Raw genomic sequence first — 17,062 nt, 5'->3', positions numbered from 1 at the left:
CTTTTCTTCTGGTTTTCTTCTTTAACGAATTAAATCAATATTCGGATGCTCAAGAACGTGATTCACTTGTTTGACCGTTGTCAAAGGAATATCTCCTTGAATCGTATGTGCAAGGACCCCATTGACTGTGGCAAAGGTAACTGCCTTTTCTAACGACCAATTTTGGCTATAGCCATATAAAATTCCCGCCGCATAAGCATCGCCAGCGCCAATTCGATCAAGATTAAGAAGCGGTCTTTTTTCACTCTGTTGGTACTCATTTTGGGTATATAAATACCCACTTAAGTAGTTTTGATTTTGGGAATGACTTCTCGTTGTCCCAGCAAACCATTCCAAATTGTATTGAGACATGAAACGCTGAATCAGTTCAGTTTCTTGTGCCTCACCTTCTAAATCTTCTCGCGGAATGAAACCTAATAGCTCGACCAAATCACGACGACTGCCAAAAACAATATCACAATAAGGTAAAATGCGTTCGTACTGTTGACGCATAAAGAGTGCGCTATTTGCTGTATTCAAACTAGGTCGATAATTAAAGTCAAAACAAACTTTCTTTTGACAGGCATGCGCCTTTTGAGCAAGTATCAAAGCAGCATCACGAGTTTTTTCAGTTAAACTTAACGAAATACCACAAATATGCACCATATCTACTTCCGCTAAAAAGGCCTCAAAATCGTAGTCCTTCGCCTCGCTGATGCCAAAAGCACTCTGATGGCGATTTTGATAAGTTACTTGTGTGGGTCGGATTCCATAACCCATTTCTGCAAAAAAACTACCAATATGATCGCCCTTTTCTCCTACCCATTGATCTGAAATTCCTAACTTCCTTAGCGCTGCTTTGCCAGCTTCACCAAGACGATTGGCAGGTAATTTCGTAATCAATGCTGTTTCTAGTTGAAAATGAGCCAAATTTGCTAAGAGATTTACGCCAGTCCCTACAAAGTTCATTCTTAACTGCTCTGTTTGTTCTAACATTAGATACTCTGGCGGAGTGAAACGAAGCATGACTTCACCAAACGCAGCAATTTTCATCTTTGCCACCTACTTATTCAATGTGTTTTTCATCATGGTTAGTAACGTTTTCACGTCTTCTGTTCTAGTGTCCCCTGTTTCTTGATCGATAATTGAGCTGTAGACATGAGGAATGATTTTTTTAACGCCGGCATCCACCGCAATTTGAACAATTTCTTCAAAGTTTTCTAAATCAATGCCCCCTGTTGGCTCTAAGTAAAAGTCATACTTGGCACAAGCTGCTGCTACTGCTTGATATTCTTCTTTGTGAGCCAAGCCTTTCATCGGGAAATATTTAATGGAACTGCCCCCCATGTCTTTCAACAATTTGATGGCGGTTTCGATAGGTACTTCCGCCGCTGGCGCACCAGAGCTTAACGGACCTGTCGCAATGTTGACATAGCCAACTTTGCCTGTGGGTGAAACCAAGCCATTAATCACTGTTTCGTCTTGACGAAGTAAGGCCCGCGAAGCGCCGACACCTGTGAAGACTTGGTTCACGTGTTGCGGTTGTAGAACTTCTGATAAGCGAGCCACCATTTGACTTTGATTAGGATCGCCAGCCCCTAAGCCGACAGATAAAGCGTTGTTGGTTGCTGCTTGGTATTTTTTCATATCGTCAATGGCTGCTTCATCGGTTTCATAGTTTTTTGAAAGGACGCCTAACACAACATGCCCTTCTGCTGCTTCATAACAGGCTTGGGCATTTTCTACTGAATTGGCTAAAACGTTTAAACAAATGCGTTCTTCTAAATAATTAGGTTTTAATGACATGACTTATTTCTCCTTTGTGTCCATAATTTCTTGTAATCGTTGCACGATTTTGTTCATTTCTTCTTGATTAACAGAACGAATGTCAAATTCAATGATGCCATTGTTTGCTTGATATTCTCGCGTATAAATGGCTGGACTTTCTGCTTTTAATGCTTGGATGACTTCCTTAGCGGTTTTTCTGCCGTCCACTTTGACACTGGCGCGATAAATGTCTCGGCCAGCGCCATCTTGGACGATTTTGGCGGTTAAATCTGATAAGTTGTTGATAGCTTCAACAAACGGTTTTAAGCGTTCTTGCATCGAAGCCCCTGATTCACTGCCATGCGCCAAATATTCTTCCACTGCTTGCGTAAAGCCTAGAATATTGTCTTTGCCAATTTTCATTGCTCGACCAATGCCTTTGCCTTGTAGGCGCACCCAGTCAATGTATTCTTTTTTCCCGACCACTAAACCGGCACTTGGCCCTTCGATGGCTTTGGCGCCGCTGTAAATCACCAAATCAGCGCCTGCTTCAGTGTATTTGAAAAGATCTTCTTCTGCTGCCGCGTCAACAATTAGCGGCACCTTGTGGCGTTGCGCCACTTTGGCCGCTTCGGCCACCGTCAGCATACTTTTTTGCACGGTATGATGGCTTTTGATGTATAGAATGGCCGCTGTTTTTTCGGAAATCATCATTTCCACGTGTTCTGGACTGCACATGTTGGCGTAGCCAGCTTCCACCACTTGGCCGCCGCCTTGCGCTACCATGACTTCTACAGGCGTGCCGTAGTCCACGTTGTGCCCTTTAGGTAAAACAATCTCCCGTTGTTCGATTTTTTCTGTATAGGGATGGTACGCGTGGTACAAGCTGCCTTTTCCAATCAAGGCAGCCACCGATTGGGCAATCCCCGCCGAAGCCGAGGAAACGATTTGGGCATCTTCTACCTTCAACAAGTTGGCTAAAAAGGCCCCTGTTTGTACACTAAGTTCACTCATTTCAAAGAAATGTTCGCCGCCGAATCGTTGAGCTGCGAGGACTGCCTCCGAAACTTTGGAGACACCTAGAATGGTCATTTTCCCAGAAGCATTGATGACTTCTTTTAAGTGAAATTTTTCGTAACTAATTGTCATAGATTTGTCCTCCAATAATTGTTTTGATTGGGCGAATTTGCTCTTTGGCTACTCGTGTCAATCCATTAGAATCAGTCAATGTTTTTTCTTCTGCTTGAATCGTGAAAATCGTTAAATCAGCATCTTTACCTATTTCCAACGTGCCTTTTTGCGTTAAATGGAAATTCTCAGCAGGAGCCTTGGTTACCTTTTCAATAATTTCTGGCCAATCATAGCCGACCACACGGAGTTTTTCCATCGTTGTGGCTAAATCATAAACAGGACCATTTTCTCGGTTACGAATGTAAATATCTGTGCTAATTGATGCAGCTTTCATTCCCTCGCGCAACGCTGTTTCAGCTACGTGAAAATTGAAACTATCCGTACCATGCCCGATATCAAATACGACCCCTTTGTTGTACGCTTGCCAAGCGAAATCTTTTATTTTATCCGTTGCTTGGTCTAAAATGCCATTTTCTTTCCCATTAAAACAATGAGTTAGGACATCCCCTTTTTCCATCAAGGCTAAAATTTCATCTAGATGAGGCGGTGCTGATCCAATGTGAACCATTAAGGGAATTTCTTGGTTCTCTTGCTGAATCTGTTTGGCCAATTCTAAAGGCGTAATGCCGTTATCGCCAATAACGGTCCTACTCATACGGGCTTTAATCCCTACAACAAAATCTGGTAATTCTTGAATCGCTTTTTTGACTAAACTCGCTTGTACTTTACTTAAATCTGCGAGTTCGTCCTGAGCAACGATGCCCCATTTAGAAATATTGACTAATCCAAAAACATTTGTTTTTGCTTGTTGCGCTAAGTCATAAAATTCATGAATGTTTTCAGCACCTGTTGTCCCAGCATCAATCACTGTCGTAACACCCTTTTTGACCCCAATTTCATCTGGATAATCATAATAAAGAGCCATTTTTTCAAAACAATGAACGTGATCATCTATCCAGCCTGCGGATACATAAGTACCTGGTTCTAAGTGGATAGTTTCTTTTGCAGAACCTGAAATAGTTGCTGCAACAGCAGCTATTTTTTCCTCTTTAATTGCAATTTCAACAGGCATACCATCTACTGTCTGTCCATTTTTTATAAGTAAATCGTAGTCCATATTCTTCCCTACTTTTCTATAAATCTAAATTTTGTCCAAGGATTAATGAATTCTAATAATACAAGTTCTTCTTCTATAATACGCCCTACTCGGTTTTTGCGTGAGTCTTGATGTGGTTCTAAAACGACTTGTAATTCATTTTTGTATTTTCCAAATGTATCATTTCCCACAACAACATCTCCAGGTTGTAGCATTGCTTGATTATCATGCGGGGGATTAGCTTCATTTTTATATTTTTTACGCACTTCTGTGGAACGAATCATCTGCTGAGTGATATCTCCACGGCGAAAATGTTGATTTTTTGTTACGATTTCTTTTTCAATTTCAGAAGTCGCTTCTGCAAAAACAATGGTCAATTCTGTTTGATAACGATTCAACTGACCCAATGCTTCTAATTCTTCGTTGGAAGCATAAGCATTTCCAATAACAACATCATCAATTAAATTTGTTGCAAATAAATGTTTAGCTTGAACAGTGACTGGCAACTGTCTATGCATTTCTAAAGTAGGTAGCCCATCATTTACATCCCAAGGACCAATTTCACCTACCTGTGATGAAATAAAAGCAGCTGTCCGAATACCTTCCTTTTTAAAACGGATGCTACATTTTTCAAAGAAATCATACGGCAATGCAGTTCCCGCTTGTGGATAAAAGTTATGACAACCATATAAAAAAGGTCGATTCGCTTCATACGTCAAAATGTTATCAAGATAAGCAACATCATTACTCATATTCAGCTCAATAGCCACGCCGAATGGATTAAACGTCAACATGGCTTCTTTATTTCCATCAAACCCTGTATCCAATCGAATCCCATCAGCTCCTAATTCGCTGAAAAAAGTCAAATCATCATATGAAATTTCCAATTCATCAAAGATACTTGGAACGACATCTAAAATTGTTTCAAATCCTAAATTTTTCGCATAACTAATTAATTCTTTAAATTTTTTCTGAACCGCTTCTTTGCCATCGGTCACTTCTAACATACTCATAAAAATTCGAGTAAACCCACATTCGCTGGCTTTTTTTAAATACGCTTTATCTTGATTGATATCACTATGATCTGGATAAACTGATACACCTAATGCTCTTTTCATCTTCGTTCTCACACTCCGTTATTTTCAAATTTATTTCGAAATTTCCAAGCAATCACCGAGCTACACAGGATTGTTGTAGAGCCAACGAGCAATACTGATTGATTTAGAAATCCGCCAATTATCATGGAAAGAGTAATACAAACTGCCGTAAAAACCAACGTCTTTACCAAACCAAATTGATAAACAACAGTAGGCAACTGCCTTTTTTCTATAATAATTTGACTAACGATAAAAAAGAAAATGAACCAAATAATCATCTTATACGCTCCTGACTTTCTTCTCTGACTTAGAAGGGGCAGGAAATTCATATCAGAACACCCGCCCTAACATTTTTTAATTTTTTGCTGCTTGTTCAGCTGCTAATTCTTCTGCTTCTTTATCCAATTGTTGTTTTTCATAAACTTTGAAAAATGGATAGTAGATAGCCATTGTAATTAAGAAGTTAACAATCACTAATACTGCGGCCGAGAAACTCCAATTGGTACTCATCCAAGCAGCAATTGGTGCTGGAATTGCAAACGCTAAGCGTGCAGCCATCATCGGAATTATATTAGCGACTGTTAAGAAATAAGATAACGTTGTGGTAATTAACGGTGCCACGATAAACGGAATACCTAAAATAGGATTCATTACGATCGGCGTTCCGAAAATAACTGGTTCATTAATATTAAACAAGCCTGGTAAGAACGATAAACGGCCAAGACTTTTCAGATACGTTGATTTAGAAAACATCATTAAAACAACTAAAGAAAGCGTAGTTCCAGCGCCACCAATCCAGATAAACCATTGTAAAAACTGTTCTGTAAAAATATTAGGTAACTGATGAACGTTTGCACCATTGGTAAAAGCTTCAAGGTTTTCTGCAATCGACATATCCCAGAAAGGACGAATAACTGGGCCCATAATCGCTGGACCATGAATCCCTAAAACCCAGAAGAAACAGATTAAGAAGACTGTTAGTAAGCCGCCAAATAAACTGTTACCAGCAAGGATACCTTTAAGTGGCATTAATAACGTACTCAAGAAACCATTCAAATCAAAACCAATTACGTGGCGAATAACCCAGAATAATAAAAGAATAACTGCTCCTGGAATTAACGCAATAAATGAATTTGACACTTCAGGCGGTACGCCATCTGGCATCTTAATCATAATATCTTTTTCAATAAAGAAGCGATAAATTTCAACAGATAACAGCGCTGTTACAATCGCACCAAATAAAGAAGCTGAACCTAAATTTGCTAAATTAATATAGCGCCCCGCTGTAATGACGTTGTCAACATCTTCAAAGACACGTGTTGGTGGTGCCGCTGTTACTAAAAAGGCCATTAATGCTAAAATTCCACACGTCAAAGAGTCAAGCTTATAACTTTTGGCCAATGATGAAGCAATCCCAAATGTTGCATAAAGTGCAAGTAATCCCATCGTATAGCGGGAAGGAATATCTAAAATTGCTTGATAAGGTTCAATCAATTTTGTGTATGCCTCAATTGGAATATTTTGAAAAATTGTAAAGAATGAGCCCACAATTGTTAAAGGCATAGTTGCAATTAATCCTTTTCTAATCGCTGTCATATGGCGTTGCGAACCAAATTTATTCGCAATCGGCATTAACTTAACTTCCATCCACTGTACAAAACCATTCATTTGTTAATTCCTCCGTTCAACTAATAAAAATAATAATTATTTCGCATTTATAATAACATAGTAACATTATAATGTAAACGCTTATCCTTATTTATGACAGAGAAAGTGCAAAACAAAAGGCTTTTTCTTATTATAAAGAAACCGGGAATATTGCACCAAAAATCATTGCGCCTAAAATTGCGCCCCCAGCGATTGGTTTTTTCCAAATGTAAAAACCTAAAGCTCCTAATGTAGCACCAATCCCAATAGGAATCGAAGCACCCGCCGCACTCAAAATAATTAACGGGCCTAAGAAACGTCCTGAGGCATTACCAGCCCCCATCATCACATCCGCACCAAAAGTGGAATTTCCTTGATTGATAGTAAATTTCCGAATCAACACAATTACGCCACCAACTGCTAACCCTAGTAGCGCACCTGTTAAAAGGGCTAAGCCAAAGTTTTCTACAGGTGCTTTAATACCCATGCTGAGGAAAATTGCAGGTACGCCAATCCCGATCCCCGTTAAAATTGAGCCACCTAAATCTAAAATCCCGACTAAAGAACCTTCTAAAATTCGTGCAAACAGGAAACTTGCACCAAATGCTGCGGCAGCGCCATAAGAACCACCATCTAAACCAGCTTTTAGCATCGCAACAATTGAAACTTCATTAAAGGCGCCCACACCATAAACTACATACATATGTGTTCCTGCAAAAATTGCCGCTGACATAATCCCGACTAAAATCGGAAAGCCCCAATCAGCATACCAAAAACTTTTGCCTTTTAAACCTTCTTGAATTTCTTGTTCTTGTTGTGCCCATTCATTTTTTTCTTGCTGTTCCATCTATGAGACCTCCTTTTTTCTATTTAACGGTGAAGACATTGTGTAAATTATTTAACCATTGAGGAATAGACAAGCGGAAACTTTCGATCATTTCTAAGTCGAACCCTCGGAAGAAGCCACTTAAAATAAATAATAAGATAATGGCACCAAGCATGCCGCGTGTCATTCGGGTCCACCCTAAATCATCGACACCTTTACCGATTAAGATCCCTAATACAACTCCTGGGACAGCATTGCCCATGACTAATTGAGATAATCCGCCAAATAATGTTCCCCAGAAACCTGTCCGTTTTCCTGCATCTAAAGCCGCTAGCCAGAATAAAACAGGCATCACAGTATTGATTAAAATCGTTGCTGCAGGTACCAACACCGCAACTGCTGTTACTTGTAGCGATTCTGGAATTGCTGCAGCTGTACTATTTAAGAAAGCCACAGTCGCCATTCCTACAAAGGCCCCGACAATCCCCATTTTTTTGGGATTATGCATCGTTTTAGTGACATCTTTATCCTTTACCAATAAAATTGCTGCAGCCCAGTTAGGCACAATCCGGTGGGTCACATCTTGTGTAAAGGCCCCTGCTCCGACGGCCGAAGCCCAAGCATTAAAGAAAAAACCTAAACCAAAAGAAAAGTGTGATGCTGGATCTCCTTGTGCCGCGTTCATTTCTCCTAATGTTCTAAATGCCCCTAACCCTTGCGTTTGTGGTGCATGAAACATCCGAGCAGCGCCTGCGCCAGCTGCAAAACCTAGTAAACCACCAATAAGCAATGACTTCAGCAAAATGATTACAAATTCCATTCCTTCTTCCTCCCTTTATACGCCTCTTTTTGAAAGAAACGGAACTACTACTGCGTTCGGTTCTTTAATTGTTTCCGTTAAAAAATCAACTTCTTCGACTGCAATGGCTTGGATTTCCACTTCTACAGCTAGTTCGACATGATAAATCACTCTCTTTCTAGGAAAGAAGAAGAACAGAAATTTTTCTGTATAAACTTGTTCTTTTGCCTGACGAATAGTTACTTCTTTCGGTTCAATCCGGATGAGGACCTCTGTTGTTTCTTTTAATACTTTTTTTGAAACATCATTCAACGCACTTGCAAAAGCTTCATTCTTCTTATTACCTTTTCCAGAAACAATCACGGTTTGTGTTGACCGTTTTGTGGCATCCATAATTACCGCTCCTTTCTAAGTTACTACTTTCTATGCTCCGTGTTTCTTAATAAATGCTTCAGTTACTCGTTTACCAAGTTCTTCCTGATCCATAAAACCAAATCCAAGAACAGTTTTCCCATCGTTAATTGCTGTTACCCCTTCTTCGATTGATCGCATGCCATGTCTTTCGGGATACCCGTATTTAGTAGCAGCCGTTAACGCCCCTGCACCACCACTGCCACAGAAAGAAATGCCTAAATCAGCCTTTTCTTGTTGCATCACATCTCCTAAACGCATATCAGCGCCCATTCCTGGAACAACAACCGCGCGACCACCGGCTTGCTCCACTCCTTTTGCAACATTTTGTCCTTTTCCTAAACGATCTGCGATAACTACTGTAATCATAACTTTTCCTCCTATTAATTGTTTTGTTTAGCAACTTCAAAATGAACAGCTAAAACATACCACTCATCTTCTGATAACTGACCAATTGCTTCTGTTGTTTCTTGTGCAATTTTCAACGTTTCTGGTGTTAGTTCCGTAAATAACGTCCGATCAACACCAGCTAATGTCGTTCCTTCTCTTGAACGATTCAGCATCTCATTGAGATGGTTAATCAAAATCGTCCACTGTAATTCCGTTGGTTCAATTTGTGCTTCTGCTAATCGCGCACTGGTTTGTTTGATAATCGATTGTAGCTTTTCTGGTTCAGCACTTTGTCGAATGATCTCCTGTGCTTCCATTGCTAGTTCCATCCTCTTCCTCCTTTGGTTGTTCTAAATAATTAAGTAATGCTGAAATTTCAGCATGATTGACAGGTAACTCATTTTTAGCAAATAAACATTCAATTTGCCGAATTTCTTCTTGCCGTTCATGAGATACTTCTCTATTACAAGGAATCTCTTCGTATTGTTTATTAAACGTAATCCGATGTGTCATTAATAAAACGTGAAGTAAAAAGGCTTCTTGATATTCGCTCAGTAACTTTGTTTGAAACATTCGTTTTAACTCTTCATAAATAATATACGCTTTTACTAATAAATCTTGGCTTTGTATCCGTTCATTTTTTTCAATTACATCAGATTTCGTGGAGCGAGCGGCACCCTTCCCTTGACGTTTCCCTAATAAAATTTTATCGACCTCTTCCCGAATTAAACTTAAGTCTGTGTCCGTCAACAATGGACTAACTTTAATAAATGGGTATGTCATTTCTTCAATTGGGAAAATACTCAATACCAAATCGGGCTTTTCTGCTTGAATCACTTCAGTTGCATTTAAAACAGAAGCAAATCCTGCGAGTTCAACGTTTGGTACTTCCTCTAAAATTTTTTGTTCAATTAAACTGGTCACACCTAAGCCCGTCGAGCAAACATACACAATCCTAACAACTTTAGCTTCCTGCTGTTGTCGTTCCTGAGCTGCCAAAAAATGCAACGCAATATATGCGCAGAAAGAATCGTTGACTAACAAAACAGAACGTTGAATTAATTGTTTACAGGCACTTTGAATAGCTAAAAATAACGCTGGGTGTTTTCCTTTGATTTCTTCAGAAAACGGATTGTATTCATTAATAAATAAATGTTTTTTTGTAAAACGTAAGGACAGGTGTGCAAACAAGTTCGTAAATAATTGGCGATCATTTACAAAATGATAATTCAGCTCTTTTGAAACGCTTTCAATCACTTGCTTTGTTAATTGAACCATATCTTGCCGTTGATGGGTTCCGAATAAATCACTATAAATATAAAAATATTCATCCGCTAATAAAGGCAAGTCATACCGTTCAAACACCTCTTGTAAAAGTAAAAGTGGTACTTCGTTCCGTTGTTCAAAGCGTGTTTTTTGCGATAACACTCGGTAAGTCCCAATTGTATGTGCCATCTGCATACGTGCTGCGGCAATTGCCACTCTCAACGTAATAGATAATATTTCGGCATAATCAAATTGATTTTGATCGAGTGGATTAATTAAATTTCGCATTTTTTTCAATGCACTACGATAACAACCTTGAAACAATGTCCCTGACCCAAATTTAATTTTAGGGATCTTTTCAGCCCCTTTTGTCTTTGTCACATAGTTCATAATTTGGTAAATATCGTATTCTGTAAGTTCTTTTTGAGTGATAAATTCCATCAGTAAGCGTACATTGCTTTCTTCACCACTAATTGTAAACCCTTGCCGTGCTTGGCGAATTAAGGTTAAATCATATGCTTGCAGCAATCGTTCGACCTGTTCCAAATCACTGACAATTGTGTTTCGACTCACTAATAATTCATCTGCTAGCTGCTGTGCCGTTAAGTACCCTTTGACTGACAATAACTGAAAAATCAATACATTGACTCGTCTTTTTTGATCAGGATAGGTTTCAAATCGATCGACATCGATAATTTCATTTTTTAACAGTAAGCGTTTAGAGTCAGGTAAATCTAGCCAGATTCCCTTATTTCGTTTTGAATAAAGTGTCTCATCGTGCTGTTCAAACCAAGCACGAATATCTTCTAAATCATACTTAATTGTTCGAACGCTGACAGTAAAGTTCTCAGCTAATTCTTGCGTGGTAATACTCCCTTCCAAATCCAAAAGCATCAATAAAATATTTATCGCTCTTTTGGACAACAACACGGTCATGCCTTGTCACCTCTTTTCTTTTCCCTTTACACTTAAAACTATAGCGTTATTTTATCTGTTCCACAACACAAAAAAGTTGCACTTATAAAAGTGCAACACTTCTCTTTTCATACAAAAAAAATCCCTTAACAGTAGTAACTGTTAAGGGATACCACACTATTTATTTGCATAAATAGACAGAAACCTTCTCCACAAAAGTATTCTGTCCGACACGTTACAAATCCGGTAACTGATAGCCGTACTATCTGGTGTCGTTGTGTTTGACAATCACTAGCCGTCAAAACGGAATAGCCGAAGCTATCTGATTGAGTCAACTCGTCGCATAAAACACACTTTAACACAGAATAGTTTGGATAGCAAGTGGTGGTAATTATTCGTTATCAAACCATTCTTGATAAAAACCTTCAACAATTTTAACGGTTGCTATCGTTAATTCTTTCGTCATTACTGGGCTAGTTAACTTTTTGTCTTGTAAACATTGATTCACATGATTGATTTCATACGTAAATTCACTAGTGAATTGTTCAGACCATTTGACAGTGTTGCCTTGAGCATCTGTATAATAAGCACAATCTGTTTTCCAGAAATTAGGAATAACGATTTGCCCTTTTGTACCACAAATGGTCATTTCACTAGGTATCTTTAAACCAACATTAATAAAAATATTGCCCAGCGTCCCTTCAGCAAATTTCAAAGCTAAATTACATTGACTATCCGTCGCCCCTTGCTGATATGTTGCGGTTCCCGTAACCGCTTGAATCTCTTTCCCTAATACGTATTGTAAGTATTGTAATGGATAACTTCCTGAGCCATGAAGCGCTCCACCACCCGCTTCTCTCGAGTAAAACCAGGGAATATGATCCACATTGGGATAGGCAGTAACTGACTGAACCCATAAAATCTCTCCCAATCTCCCTTCTTGAATTGTCGCCTTTACTTTTTGGGTAATTGGTAAAAAGACAGACTTCTGAGCTTCCATTAGAAAAACCCCTTGCTCCTGTGCGATTGCGAAGAGTTCTTCTGCTTCAGCAGTATTTAATGTAAATGGTTTTTCCAGTAGGACGGGTTTTCCTTGTGATAACGCAAGCTTAGCTGCTGAGTAATGTCCTTGATTGTAGGTGGGAATATAAATAATATCAATTGTTTCATCCTTACATAACTCTTCATAACTGCCATAAGCCACCGGAATCGCTAATTCTTTAGCCATTTTTTGAGCATTCTCTAAACGCCTTGATGCAATCCCGCGCACTTCAGCTTGCGCGCTTTCTCGAAGCCCTGATACAAATCTTGGGACAATTTGGGCAGTACTCATAATTCCATAACGAATTTTATCCATGTGATCGCCTCCTCTTTCTTTTTCTGATGCTTCTATAAAGATAAAGCATCTCATTGAAAAATTAAAGAGCTATGTAATCAAATAAATTTCTTTTAGGAGACAATCCTTCCTACTTCACTATTTTTAGAGATTATTTTCACTTCTTTACTTAAACAAGCCAATCTAATTTTTTTGTCACTTTCTCAGTAGCTTGTTTTGCGGCAGTTACCCATTTCCCTTGTGCTGCTTTGCTTAAATCAGTTGAATACGTAGTCGTTGCTCCGTTTATTGTTTTCTTTATTTGTTGAAGCGTTTGTTGAGTCATCTTTTTTCTATTTTGAGTCGTTGCCTGACTTTGACTAGCAACAAAATTTCTAATAAGTTGTTTTTCTAATGATTTTTGTAATTCTTCTAACATCCCTATCTCCTCGCTCGTCTTTTCATTTCTTCATAATGCTGTCGTTCTTGATAAAATACTCGTCTTATCTCTTCTAATTGATGATCAATCGCTACTTGCTCTTTTTTGACACGTTGCTCTGCTTCTTCTCGGCTATTCATTAATAGCCGATATACGATTTGTCGATTTGGCTCAACATCATAATAAGGTGTCAGTCGTTGCACTTGCAGAGAGAGCTGCTCTAAATATCGTAAAAAAAATCTTTTCTCCTCCATTACTTGTGCTAACTGATTCTCTAATAGTCTCTTTTCTGAAAAATAATGGTCCTCTTTTAGCATAAATTGATTATCCAATTCTCTTTCCATCCTAAGTCCCTCCCATAGTTAAGAAAAATAATTTGCTAACTCGCTATCTGTTGCAACTTGTTGATCAATCGTTGCCTTAATTTGAGCCAATAATTGATCTAATTCTGCTTGGATATTTCGTAACATTGTTAATATAGTTTCATATTCATTCACTGGCTGATGAACAGTTGAAAATTCGGTCACATTTCCTTCCACGAGTGCAGTTATTTTTTCTGTTTCGCTTAGATGTTGCCCCCAACGCTGAGCATCTGCTTTTGTATGTTGTCAAAGTTCATGGGCATTCTCTATCTCTTTTTTTAACCATTTTATAAGGCCATCAATTTCTGTCTGAATTGTATGCTTATAACCTGTAGTAATTGCTTTTGCTTGCATCGCATCAATAAAAATTTCTTGTGCCGAAGATAATCCACCATTTCCTTGTATCATTTTTTTACGAAGTGTAGTAAGTCGCTCAATCTCTTTGTTGGCCTCATGTTGTGCTAACTGAGCATTTCCTTTAGAACGAGAAATAATATTCCCCGCTTTATCGAACTGATAGCCTCCCCACATATGTTGCGTGACCATATCAACTTTTTTTGATTCCACCTCAATCAAGGTTCCCACTTGTTTTTTTGAAGAAGAATAACCAATTGGTATCAAATCTTTTGTGTCGATAAAATTAAAAATTTTACCAGCATCCGTTAACTTATCAGCAGTGATTTGTTGTTGTTCATTTAAAATACTATAAATGTTAGGGCCTTGATAAATATAGACACCAGAAATACGTGTATGAAAAACTTCAGGCAAATCCGAAACTGCATATTGACCATTCATCGAACCTAACGAATGTCCATAAATATCTACTAAAGCATTCGGATACGCTTTCATTGTTTCTTGTAACGTAGTTGAGGCTGATTTTAATTGAGGAATTGCGCTTTCACCGCCATTCATAATTTGCATCGCGGCAGGGATATCATTTTCCAACCAATCTGAACGAACATCTTGATACGTCGGATTAGACGAATCAAATAAATTCCCTTTATCAGGAGCTGTTGAACCCCGGTACAAAACAGTAACTTCTGTAACCGCTTGTCGTTCGCTTAAAGATGCTGTCGGTGGAACGTATTGATCGGTTATGACAAAAGATTGTTCACCAGCGGATTTATCGTTTACTTGGGAGACATAACCAATTGTTTTTCCATTATCAAGTACTACTACTTTTTTTAAACCCCAATTTTGATATTCTTTTTTTGCGATTTCAACTCTTTCATTACCTGTAAAAGTCATTCTCTCTCTCCTTTTTTAATTCCTCTTTCAAATCATTTGAATATCCTGAAATTACATATTTGCTGGAAAATCCATTATCCTTATTTTTATCTAAATTAAATAATATATCTAAATTTTTATCCGAATTGATAAATATTACACCATCGATCCCTCCCATTGGGTTATGCTTCACACTCTCCTCATCAATTTCATAGGACTTAATAATTCCTTCACTAGTTAAAGCATCTGGATCTAAATTTCGCAGTCCTTCTTCAATAACTTTTTTCGCTTCATCACTTTTAACAATCGTCAACATTTCTTCATGAAATCTTTTACTATCCATGTATTTTTTTCCTCCTATTCCTAAAATAAAAATGAGCAATAAACAACTAATTAGAATCATGAATTTCTTTTTTTTAGTCAATGGTTACCCTCCTCAAATACTTTGATTGCTAAATTAAAGTATTTTACATCATCTGAATATCATTCAGATATGTTCGAAATTCTTTTGCTATACGAGAAAAGCGAATAGTTAGAAACTATTTCAAAAAAAAGAAACCGTTTCCCCAAAACGATTTCTTTATATGTAAATTAACGGATACCAACGCTAACTTTTAAAGCTTGATTGACCTGTTCCATCTCTTCACGAGAAAGTTGACAAACCTTGTGTAGCATTCGTTCTTTATCCAATGTTCGAATTTGTTCTAACAAAATAAGTGATGGCGTCCTGCACTCGTTATGGGGAATTTCGATGAGGACTTGCGTTGGTTGCAGCCGCTTGCTTACGTTACGGGTAATCGGTGCAACAATCAACGTTGGACTAAATAAGTTACCTTTGTTATTTTGAATAATCAGGACAGGCCGAATCCCACCTTGTTCAGAACCAACAACTGGTGAGAGATTCGCATAAAAAACCTCACCTCTTTTTATCATTCAGATTCCCTTCCCTCCTTTTCCTTTAAAAAATTATAGCATATTGTTTCTTGCAATATTTTCAACTTTTTAGCTATCCCTTAAAATATTTGATAAAACCACCCTTTAAAAGTCAAAAAAAGCTTAAACAGTCGACTCTGATATAGAGACGGCTATTTAAGCTGACTATTACATTTTTGTTAAAATACTATCCACTTTTGTATTAATTAAATCAATAGCGACGTGGTTTTCGCCACCTTCTGGCACAATGATATCTGCATAACGTTTTGTAGGTTCAATAAATTGGTGATACATGGGCTTGACGACTGTCAAATATTGTTCAATCACAGAATCCAAAGTACGGCCACGTTCTTCCATATCACGCTTGATTCGACGAATAATACGGATGTCATCATCTGTATCCACATACACTTTAATATCCATTAAATCCCTTAAGCGGCGATCTTCTAAAATTAAAATCCCTTCAAGAATAATTACTTCTTTCGGTTCTTGGATCACCGTTTCTGTACTTCTTGTATGCGCAACGTAGTCATAAACTGGCTTTTCAATGGCTTGATAATTTAACAGTTGTTCAACATGTTGAATCAATAAATCTGTATCAAACGCAAAAGGATGATCATAATTGGTATTTAAACGTTCTTCAAAACTCAAATGGCTCTGATCTTTATAATAAGAATCCTGTTCTAACATCATAATTGAATGATCGGGAAAATTATTAAAAATCGCACGGCTAACACTGGTTTTTCCGCTTCCTGATCCGCCAGTAACACCAATGATAATTGGCTGACTATCTTTCATGTATAAACCTCTTTCTTTTCAAAAACTTCATTGTCTTTTACTATTATAATGAAAACTCTGAAGAATGCCAGACCTTTTCCAAGACTTTTCATGTGATTTTTATCTTCTTATGAAAAATCTGCCCACACTTCTTTCAATTACAGTATACTTATCAATAAAAGGAGAATCCTACCTATGATTAAAAAAGTCAAAAAAGAAGCACTTACAACTGCGCATTACGCTCTTCTTTATGAGGCAGATCCCTCAAAAAAAATGGTGGCAGATTACATTACCCGCGGCATTTGCTTTGACTATCAGACTGAAGAACTTCAAGGAATTTTAGTCCTGTTGCCGACTCACCCACGGACATTGGAAATCGTAAACATCGCTGTCTCAGAAGAAAGCCGCGGGCGGGGCATCGGACAAGAGTTATTACATTTTGCCATTGATTTTGCCAAAAAAGAAAAGTATGATTACTTGGAGATTGGGACTGGGAGCACAGGCTTTCAACAGCTATATCTCTACCAAAAAGTCGGTTTTCGAATGACACATATTGAACCAGATTTTTTTATCCATCATTATGATGAGCCCATTATGGAAAACGGCTTGCCTTTAAAAGATATGGTTCGCTTACGGTTACATTTAAGTTAAAAAACAACATTTCCTGTACAGGAAATGTTGTTTT

The 17,062-nt window shown here is 38.1% G+C and carries 22 protein-coding genes; 1 reads left to right on the top strand and 21 read right to left on the bottom strand.

What is annotated here, in order from left to right:
* Positions 1–21 precede the first annotated feature (21 nt).
* The 21 genes from IGJ20_RS03125 to udk form a co-directional block, all read right to left on the bottom strand.
* Positions 22–1,032 carry a sugar kinase gene (locus IGJ20_RS03125; protein WP_002415894.1) on the bottom strand — a complete coding sequence of 337 codons (1,011 nt, stop codon included), beginning with the start codon at positions 1,030–1,032 and terminating at the stop codon, positions 22–24.
* A gap of 9 nt (positions 1,033–1,041) precedes the next feature.
* Complete coding sequence (gene dagF, locus IGJ20_RS03120; protein ID WP_002361094.1) at positions 1,042–1,785, bottom strand: 2-dehydro-3-deoxy-phosphogluconate aldolase; 744 nt, start codon at positions 1,783–1,785, stop codon at positions 1,042–1,044.
* A 3-nt stretch (positions 1,786–1,788) separates the two neighbouring features.
* On the bottom strand, positions 1,789–2,895 hold the full coding sequence (locus IGJ20_RS03115; protein WP_010707792.1) for a DgaE family pyridoxal phosphate-dependent ammonia lyase: 1,107 nt from the start codon (positions 2,893–2,895) through the stop codon (positions 1,789–1,791).
* Positions 2,885–3,994 carry an amidohydrolase/deacetylase family metallohydrolase gene (locus IGJ20_RS03110; RefSeq protein WP_002355715.1) on the bottom strand — a complete coding sequence of 370 codons (1,110 nt, stop codon included), beginning with the start codon at positions 3,992–3,994 and terminating at the stop codon, positions 2,885–2,887. The genes IGJ20_RS03115 and IGJ20_RS03110 overlap by 11 nt, the downstream gene beginning before the upstream one ends.
* A gap of 8 nt (positions 3,995–4,002) precedes the next feature.
* Positions 4,003–5,091 carry a DUF871 domain-containing protein gene (locus tag IGJ20_RS03105; RefSeq protein ID WP_014862140.1) on the bottom strand — a complete coding sequence of 363 codons (1,089 nt, stop codon included), beginning with the start codon at positions 5,089–5,091 and terminating at the stop codon, positions 4,003–4,005.
* A gap of 8 nt (positions 5,092–5,099) precedes the next feature.
* Positions 5,100–5,399, bottom strand: a complete 300-nt coding sequence (locus IGJ20_RS03100) for a hypothetical protein (RefSeq protein ID WP_041161670.1) — start codon at positions 5,397–5,399, stop codon at positions 5,100–5,102.
* 25 nt (positions 5,400–5,424) lie between these two features.
* Entirely contained in the window at positions 5,425–6,738 is a 1,314-nt protein-coding gene (locus IGJ20_RS03095; protein ID WP_002358780.1) for a PTS sugar transporter subunit IIC, read from the bottom strand.
* Between the two features lie 130 nt (positions 6,739–6,868).
* Positions 6,869–7,564 carry a DUF4310 family protein gene (locus IGJ20_RS03090; protein WP_002361314.1) on the bottom strand — a complete coding sequence of 232 codons (696 nt, stop codon included), beginning with the start codon at positions 7,562–7,564 and terminating at the stop codon, positions 6,869–6,871.
* A gap of 19 nt (positions 7,565–7,583) precedes the next feature.
* The gene (locus IGJ20_RS03085) at positions 7,584–8,363 is read right to left on the bottom strand and encodes a DUF4311 domain-containing protein (protein ID WP_002355709.1); all 780 of its coding nucleotides are present in this window, start codon (positions 8,361–8,363) and stop codon (positions 7,584–7,586) included.
* Positions 8,364–8,378: 15 nt separating this feature from the next.
* Positions 8,379–8,735 (bottom strand): DUF4312 family protein, encoded by a 357-nt coding sequence (locus tag IGJ20_RS03080; RefSeq protein ID WP_002355708.1) that lies wholly within the window; start codon positions 8,733–8,735, stop codon positions 8,379–8,381.
* Between the two features lie 30 nt (positions 8,736–8,765).
* Positions 8,766–9,122, bottom strand: coding sequence for a glycine-rich SFCGS family protein (locus tag IGJ20_RS03075; protein WP_002355707.1), 357 nt, complete (start codon positions 9,120–9,122; stop codon positions 8,766–8,768).
* Between the two features lie 14 nt (positions 9,123–9,136).
* Entirely contained in the window at positions 9,137–9,460 is a 324-nt protein-coding gene (locus tag IGJ20_RS03070; protein WP_002386165.1) for a PRD domain-containing protein, read from the bottom strand.
* Positions 9,426–11,345, bottom strand: coding sequence for a BglG family transcription antiterminator (locus tag IGJ20_RS03065; protein ID WP_202522348.1), 1,920 nt, complete (start codon positions 11,343–11,345; stop codon positions 9,426–9,428). Before IGJ20_RS03065 ends, IGJ20_RS03070 begins: the two co-directional genes overlap by 35 nt.
* 370 nt (positions 11,346–11,715) lie before the next feature.
* Positions 11,716–12,681, bottom strand: a complete 966-nt coding sequence (locus IGJ20_RS03060; RefSeq protein WP_014862138.1) for a Gfo/Idh/MocA family protein — start codon at positions 12,679–12,681, stop codon at positions 11,716–11,718.
* A gap of 148 nt (positions 12,682–12,829) precedes the next feature.
* Positions 12,830–13,078 (bottom strand): hypothetical protein, encoded by a 249-nt coding sequence (locus tag IGJ20_RS03055; RefSeq protein WP_010712060.1) that lies wholly within the window; start codon positions 13,076–13,078, stop codon positions 12,830–12,832.
* A 2-nt stretch (positions 13,079–13,080) separates the two neighbouring features.
* Positions 13,081–13,422, bottom strand: a complete 342-nt coding sequence (locus IGJ20_RS03050) for a hypothetical protein (RefSeq protein ID WP_014862137.1) — start codon at positions 13,420–13,422, stop codon at positions 13,081–13,083.
* A gap of 18 nt (positions 13,423–13,440) precedes the next feature.
* Positions 13,441–13,605: a hypothetical protein gene (locus IGJ20_RS03045; protein ID WP_187287607.1), complete on the bottom strand. Its 165-nt coding sequence runs from the start codon at positions 13,603–13,605 to the stop codon at positions 13,441–13,443.
* Between the two features lie 81 nt (positions 13,606–13,686).
* Positions 13,687–14,688, bottom strand: coding sequence for an Mbeg1-like protein (locus IGJ20_RS03040; RefSeq protein ID WP_231414796.1), 1,002 nt, complete (start codon positions 14,686–14,688; stop codon positions 13,687–13,689).
* A complete protein-coding gene (locus tag IGJ20_RS03035) occupies positions 14,672–15,070 on the bottom strand; it encodes a DUF1310 family protein (protein ID WP_078126872.1) in 399 nt (132 codons plus the stop codon). Before IGJ20_RS03035 ends, IGJ20_RS03040 begins: the two co-directional genes overlap by 17 nt.
* Positions 15,071–15,258: 188 nt before the next feature.
* Complete coding sequence (locus tag IGJ20_RS03030; protein WP_002355703.1) at positions 15,259–15,600, bottom strand: type II toxin-antitoxin system PemK/MazF family toxin; 342 nt, start codon at positions 15,598–15,600, stop codon at positions 15,259–15,261.
* 168 nt (positions 15,601–15,768) lie between these two features.
* Entirely contained in the window at positions 15,769–16,398 is a 630-nt protein-coding gene (gene udk / locus IGJ20_RS03025; RefSeq protein ID WP_002355702.1) for a uridine kinase, read from the bottom strand.
* A gap of 174 nt (positions 16,399–16,572) precedes the next feature.
* On the opposite strand from udk, the gene IGJ20_RS03020 reads away from it, so the two are divergent.
* On the top strand, positions 16,573–17,028 hold the full coding sequence (locus tag IGJ20_RS03020) for a GNAT family N-acetyltransferase (protein WP_002363227.1): 456 nt from the start codon (positions 16,573–16,575) through the stop codon (positions 17,026–17,028).
* Positions 17,029–17,062: the final 34 nt, after the last annotated feature.

The sequence above is a fragment of the Enterococcus sp. DIV0294 genome (assembly GCF_050558155.1).
Lineage (GTDB): Bacteria > Bacillota > Bacilli > Lactobacillales > Enterococcaceae > Enterococcus > Enterococcus faecalis.
This window is presented reverse-complemented; position numbering and strand designations above follow the sequence as displayed.